The sequence below is a fragment of the Pseudochelatococcus lubricantis genome (assembly GCF_042432495.1).
Lineage (GTDB): Bacteria > Pseudomonadota > Alphaproteobacteria > Rhizobiales > Beijerinckiaceae > Pseudochelatococcus > Pseudochelatococcus lubricantis.
In genome coordinates this window covers 1-5,678 of record NZ_JBHLXC010000021.1, presented here as the reverse complement: position 1 = coordinate 5,678, position 5,678 = coordinate 1, and the positions used below count along the sequence as shown (strand labels likewise).

The 5,678-nt window shown below is 61.8% G+C and carries 5 protein-coding genes; 2 read left to right on the top strand and 3 right to left on the bottom strand.

Features of this window, described 5'->3' with window-relative positions; all coding sequences use genetic code 11:
- Positions 1 to 269: 269 nt before the first annotated feature.
- The gene (locus ACFFJ7_RS19180) at positions 270 to 1,925 is read left to right on the top strand and encodes an acetolactate synthase large subunit (RefSeq protein WP_377594533.1); all 1,656 of its coding nucleotides are present in this window, start codon (positions 270 to 272) and stop codon (positions 1,923 to 1,925) included.
- Positions 1,926 to 1,977: 52 nt separating this feature from the next.
- Complete coding sequence (locus ACFFJ7_RS19175; RefSeq protein ID WP_377594531.1) at positions 1,978 to 3,360, top strand: aldehyde dehydrogenase family protein; 1,383 nt, start codon at positions 1,978 to 1,980, stop codon at positions 3,358 to 3,360.
- A 99-nt stretch (positions 3,361 to 3,459) separates the two neighbouring features.
- Here the strand turns inward: ACFFJ7_RS19175 and ACFFJ7_RS19170 are convergent, their stop codons facing one another.
- From ACFFJ7_RS19170 to ACFFJ7_RS19160, 3 genes are all read right to left on the bottom strand, one after another.
- Positions 3,460 to 4,290, bottom strand: coding sequence for an alpha/beta fold hydrolase (locus ACFFJ7_RS19170; RefSeq protein WP_377594529.1), 831 nt, complete (start codon positions 4,288 to 4,290; stop codon positions 3,460 to 3,462).
- Positions 4,291 to 4,407: 117 nt separating this feature from the next.
- The gene (locus tag ACFFJ7_RS19165; RefSeq protein WP_377594527.1) at positions 4,408 to 5,175 is read right to left on the bottom strand and encodes an alpha/beta fold hydrolase; all 768 of its coding nucleotides are present in this window, start codon (positions 5,173 to 5,175) and stop codon (positions 4,408 to 4,410) included.
- Between the two features lie 294 nt (positions 5,176 to 5,469).
- The coding region (locus ACFFJ7_RS19160; RefSeq protein ID WP_377594525.1) for a hypothetical protein at positions 5,470 to 5,678 on the bottom strand (209 nt) is incomplete at its 5' end.

Genomic DNA, 5,678 nt, shown 5'->3' with positions numbered 1-5,678 from the left:
ACGGCCTCCAAATAGAAGCCTTAAATCAAAATCGGATTCAGCAGTCAACCTTTGTCCACGAGCGCTAGGGTCGATACTCAGTTGTAGTTTCTTCCGAAGTTAGAATCTGTCCTGCTTCAACGTAAACAGGACAGATTCTAGAGGCTGTTAGTGAATATGGACAGTCGCGCGCCAGTTTAGGCATTCCGGAAGTCCATGTGTGGTTATTTCGAATCCCGGTGTATAGTCGTTTCGAAATCCGTCGCTGTCAGCAACATAAGGGTTGAAAGATGCCTAAAGGATCGGACCTGTTTGTCGCCGCGCTGGAAAACGAGGGTGTGGAGCGCATCTTCGGTGTGCCGGGCGAGGAAAACCTCGACGTGCTGGAGTCCCTGCGGACCTCCAGCATCAAATTGATCCTGACACGTCACGAACAGGCAGCGGCGTTCATGGCTGCGACCCATGGGCGTCTCACGGGCCGGCCTGGCGTCTGCCTTGCCACGCTCGGTCCCGGCGCGCTGAATCTCTCGACCGGCGCGGCCTACGCCCATCTCGGCGCCATGCCGATGATCCTCATCACCGGCCAGAAGGCTGTCCGAAGCGCCAAGCAGGCGCGCTTCCAGATCGTCGACATCGTCGCCTCGATGAAGCCGCTCACCAAGATGACGCGCCAGATCGTTAGCGCGGCCAGCATCCCCGCGACGATACGGGACGCTTTTCGCACCGCCATGGAAGAGCGGCCGGGGCCGGTGCATATCGAGCTGCCGGAGGACGTTGCGGCCGAGGAACTCGACAGTGCTTTCGTCATTCCGGTCCACCCGCTCGAACGGCCCGTCGCGAGTACTGCCGCGCTCGACAGCGCTGCCGAGACGATCCGCGCCGCCAAGCGGCCACTCGTGATGATTGGCGCAGCCGGCAACCGGCCTTCGCTGATTGACCCGCTGTCGACCTTCGTGGCGCGCACCCGGCTGCCCTTCTTCAACACGCAGATGGGCAAAGGTGCCGTCAACGGAGGCTCCAGCCTCTACATGGGTACCGCCGCTCTCTCGGAGGGCGACTATGTCCACGAGGCGGTTGAGCGCGCTGACCTGATCGTCGCTATCGGCCACGACACGGTCGAGAAGCCGCCCTTCCTGATGAAGAGCGCCGGCGGCCCGAAGGTCATCCATGTCGGCTACCAGTCCGCGACGGTCGAACAGGTCTACCACCCGGATATCGAAGTGATCGGCGATATCGGGGCCACTGTCGAAGCGCTTGGCGAGCTGCTCGCAGGCCGGCTTTCCGTCGATGACGGCATGCTTGACCTACGTCAGAAGATCCTTGCCCACCTTAACGACCGCGCTGAGGAAGACCGCTTCCCGGTAACCCCCCAGCGCCTCGTCCATGATGTCCGCAAGGTGATGCCGGAGGATGGCATCGTCTGCCTTGACAATGGCATGTACAAGATCTGGTTCGCCCGCAACTATCGCACGCACGTCGCCAACACCTTGCTTCTCGACAATGCGCTCGCCACGATGGGCGCCGGCCTGCCTTCGGCAATGATGGCGGCGATGATGTATCCCGAGAGGCGCGTCATGGCGGTCTGCGGCGATGGTGGCTTCATGATGAACTCGCAAGAGATGGAGACAGCGGTACGGCTGGGACTGAACCTCGTCGTCGTCATCCTGAATGACAGCGCCTATGGCATGATCCGCTGGAAGCAGGCGGTCGACGGATTTCCGGATTTCGGCATGAGCTTCGGCAATCCCGATTTTGTGCGCTATGCCGAGGCCTATGGCGCGAAGGGCTCCCGGGTGACCGCCGTGGAAGATCTCGTGCCGACACTTGAGGCAGCCTTTGCTGGCGGTGGCGTCCATCTGGTCGACGTGCCGATCGACTATTCCGAGAACACCCGCGTGCTGGTCGACGAGTTGCGCAACCGCACGCCGGATGTGGAATGTGCCTGAAAAAGCTCCGTCGTCGCAGGGTGCAAGCACCAAAAACGTGAGGAGAGAGAAAATGCTAACGGTCGTGCAGGCCTTCGATCGCGCGCCGATCGCGGAGGTCGAAACCGACGATGCCGCGGCGCTGGAGCGCAAACTGCAAGCCGCCGAGCGCGTCTTCAGGGACCGCGATGGCTGGCTCAAGCCTCACCAGCGCATCGCGATCCTGCGCAAGCTGGCCGCGCTGATGGAAGGCAGGCGCGACCATCTCGCCATGCAGATCGCGCGCGAGGGCGGCAAGCCGTTGCCCGACGCCATCGTCGAGACCAACCGCGCCATCGACGGCGTCCACAACGCCGCCGACGAGCTGCGCAGTTTTGCCGGACGGGAAATACCCATGGGTCTCTCGCCAGCGGCGGAAAACCGTTGGGCTTTCACCACGAAGGAGCCGATCGGTATCGTCGCCGCGATCTCGGCCTTCAACCATCCGCTGAACCTGATCGTCCATCAGGTGGCTCCGGCCATCGCGGTGGGCTGTCCCGTCATCGTCAAGCCGGCGATGACGACGCCACTGTCCTGCCTCGATCTGGTGGCGTTGATACATGAAGCCGGCCTGCCGGAACCATGGTGCCAGAGCTTCGTCACGGAAGAAAACCAGCTGGCCGAAAAGCTGGCCACCGACAGGCGCATCGCCTTCCTCAGCTTCATCGGCTCGGCCAGAGTCGGCTGGTCGCTGCATGCGAAGCTCGCCCCCGGCGCGCGCTCGGCGCTGGAACACGGCGGCGCAGCGCCGGCCATCGTCGACCGAAGCGCCGATCTCGACAAGGTCATCGAGCCGGTCGTCAAGGGCGGCTATTACCACGCCGGGCAGGTCTGCGTTTCGACGCAGCGCATCTTCGTCCACGACGCCATCGCCGACGATTTCACGCAACGGCTTGTCGCCCGCGTCGAAAAGCTGCGCACCGCCGATCCCACCCTGAAGGATACCGAGGTCGGGCCGCTGATCCTGCCGCGCGAGGCCGACCGGGTCGCGGAATGGATCGGGGATGCGATCAAGGGGGGTGCCGTCCTCGCGACCGGAGGCGAACGCCTCTCGCAGACGACACTGCGGCCGGCCGTGCTGCTCGATGCCCCAGCCGACGCGACGATATCGACGCAGGAGGTTTTCGGTCCGGTGGTTGCCGTCTATCGCTATGGCGATCTGGACGAAGCCGTCCGCCAGGCCAACTCTCTTCCCACAGCCTTCCAGGCCAGCGTGTTCGCGCGGGATATCGACGTCGCGATGCATGCGGCTGACCGTCTCGAAGCCTCGGCCGTGATGATCAACGATCCTACCGCCTTCCGGACCGACTGGATGCCATTCGCCGGCCGCAAGGAATCCGGATACGGCACCGGCGGCATCCCCTACACCATGCGCGACATGACGCAGGAGAAGATGATCCTGCTGCGCAGAAGCTGATCGCATTGCCGTATTTTTCAATACAGCGGACAGCATGCGGAGGCGGCTTTTGACAGCCATGAGCTGTGCCACCGCCGCATGCCACTCTCTGATGATCCGTCAGGCGCGGATGAAGGCCAGCAGGTCCGGATTCACCACGTCGGGATGCGTGGCGAACAGGCCGTGAGAAAGGCCGGGGTATGTCTTGAGCGTGCCGTCACTTACGAGCTTGATTGCCTTGTAAGCCGAGTTCCCGATGGGCACGACCTGGTCGTCCTCGCCGTGCAGGATCAATACAGGCACGTTGAGCGCTTTCAGGTCCTCGGTGAAATCGGTCTCGGAAAACACTGCAATGCAGTCGTAGTGGGCCTTTGCGCCACCGGCCATGCCCTGACGCCACCAGTTGTCGATCAGGCCCTGGCTGACGTTCGCACCTTCCCGGTTGAAGCCATAAAACGGTCCACTCGGCACGTCGCGATAGAACTGCGCGCGGTTCGCAGCCAAGGCGGAACGAAACCCGTCGAAGACTTCAAGCGGAACACCGTCCGGGTTCGCATCTGATTTGACCATCACCGGCGGAATCGCGGCGATCAGGACGGCCTTGGCTACCCGGCCGCGCTCGGCGCGGGCCGCATAGCGTGTAACCTCGCCACCGCCGGTCGAATGGCCGATATGGATGGCGTCATGCAGATCCAGAGCCCTGGTGATCACAGCCACGTCTGCCGCATACGTGTCCATGTCGTTGCCGGCGTCGGTCTGGTCGGATCGGCCGTGGCCGCGCCGGTCGTGTGCGATCACGCGATAGCCATGCGACAGAAAGAACAGCATCTGGTTGTCCCAGTCGTCAGAACTGAGCGGCCAGCCGTGGTGGAACATGATGGGTTGCGCGTCTTTCGGCCCCCAATCCTTGTAGAAGAGGGTGGTGCCGTCTGATGTGGTGATGGTTGACATCGCATGTCTCCTTCGGGGGTATTCTGAGTGATTTCGCAAACAGTACGGTCCGTGATGGGGAGAACGACCTGCTTCTCGAAAGATATCGTATCGCGAGGAGCAGAGGCTGCAGGACGCCTACTTCGCTGCTTCCTCGATAAGGTCTGCGACGACCTTCGGCCGGGAGACCATCACGACATGGGATGCGCCTTCGACGACGACCGTGCGCCTGGAGCCCGCGCGTTCGGCCATGAAGCCGAGTGCCTCGGCGGGAATGTTCTTGTCGCCGTCGCCATAGACGAAGTACGACGGCAGCGACTTCCATGCCGGTTCGCCGGATTTTTCCGTCAGCGCCGCCTCGGTGATGGGCCGCTGGCCGGCAGCCATCAAGACGGTTATCTCGGCCGGAACGTCGTGGGCGAACTGATCCCGGAACTTCGTCTGATCGATGTAGAGATCGACGCCACCATCCGCGAGCTTGACGGGTGGCGCGAGTGCGTCACCAAGCGTCCCGCCCGGGAACTTCCCGGCCAGTTCCGCAGCCGCCTCCCCCGCATCCGGTGCGAAAGCCGCCACATAGACCAGAGACTTGACGTTTTCATGCCCCTTCGCGGCGTTCGAGATGACCTGGCCTCCATAGGAGTGACCGACAAGAACCACCGGGCCGGCGATGCTTGCAACGACATCTGAAACAAGGCGCGCATCGTTCGAGACACTTCGCAACGGATTCGCAACCGCAACAGTCCTGTACCCATCCTTCTGAAGGCTGGTGATGACACCGTTCCAACTGGACGAGTCGGCGAACGCTCCGTGGACAAGGACGACCGTGGGCTTGGCCGGCTCAGCGATAGCGGCGCCAGATAAAAGTGAGGTCGCGACAGCAACCGTTGCGGCAAACTTGGACATGATAATTCCTATCTCTGCTTTGGTTCGATGAGTTGCAGGCGACGTAGACGGGTGGGCGGCATCGAACGCAGAAGGCGGGTTGCCAACAGGGTTGGCATCATCTTTCGGCATCCGTGACGGACGGCGTAATCTTCGGCGGGATACTTCAGGGCAGCCGGCCGGGATCGGGCTTGCGCCTCGATCAGCTCCACCATGTCATCGGTATGCTGCACCATATCACTGCCATCCCGAGTCTGATCTGAGCCACCACCCGCCCGGTTGTGAACGGGAAAAGCGGTGTTGGGAGGCTTGATTTTAGCAATCGTTTGTATGCCACGCAGCACCGAGACTGCCGTCGAGGTGCCAATCTTGCGGGTTCTTCATCCACACCGGCGGCATCAAATGCCGGTGCTTAAAAACAGTATAGAAATTCAATTCTAAAACAATATTCATTGATATTGACCTGCCCCCCGGAAGTTCCCTCGCTGTGATGTAGAGTCTGCCCAATCTGAAAAGGAGCAGAC

Bases quoted from the DNA above. Each gene is read 5' to 3' on its own strand.
- ACFFJ7_RS19180 (WP_377594533.1), top strand. From the start codon at position 270: ATGCCTAAAGGATCGGACCTGTTTGTCGCCGCGCTGGAAAACGAGGGT.
- ACFFJ7_RS19175 (WP_377594531.1), top strand. From the start codon at position 1,978: ATGCTAACGGTCGTGCAGGCCTTCGATCGCGCGCCGATCGCGGAGGTC.
- ACFFJ7_RS19170 (WP_377594529.1), bottom strand. From the start codon at position 4,290: ATGTCAACCATCACCACATCAGACGGCACCACCCTCTTCTACAAGGAT.
- ACFFJ7_RS19165 (WP_377594527.1), bottom strand. From the start codon at position 5,175: ATGTCCAAGTTTGCCGCAACGGTTGCTGTCGCGACCTCACTTTTATCT.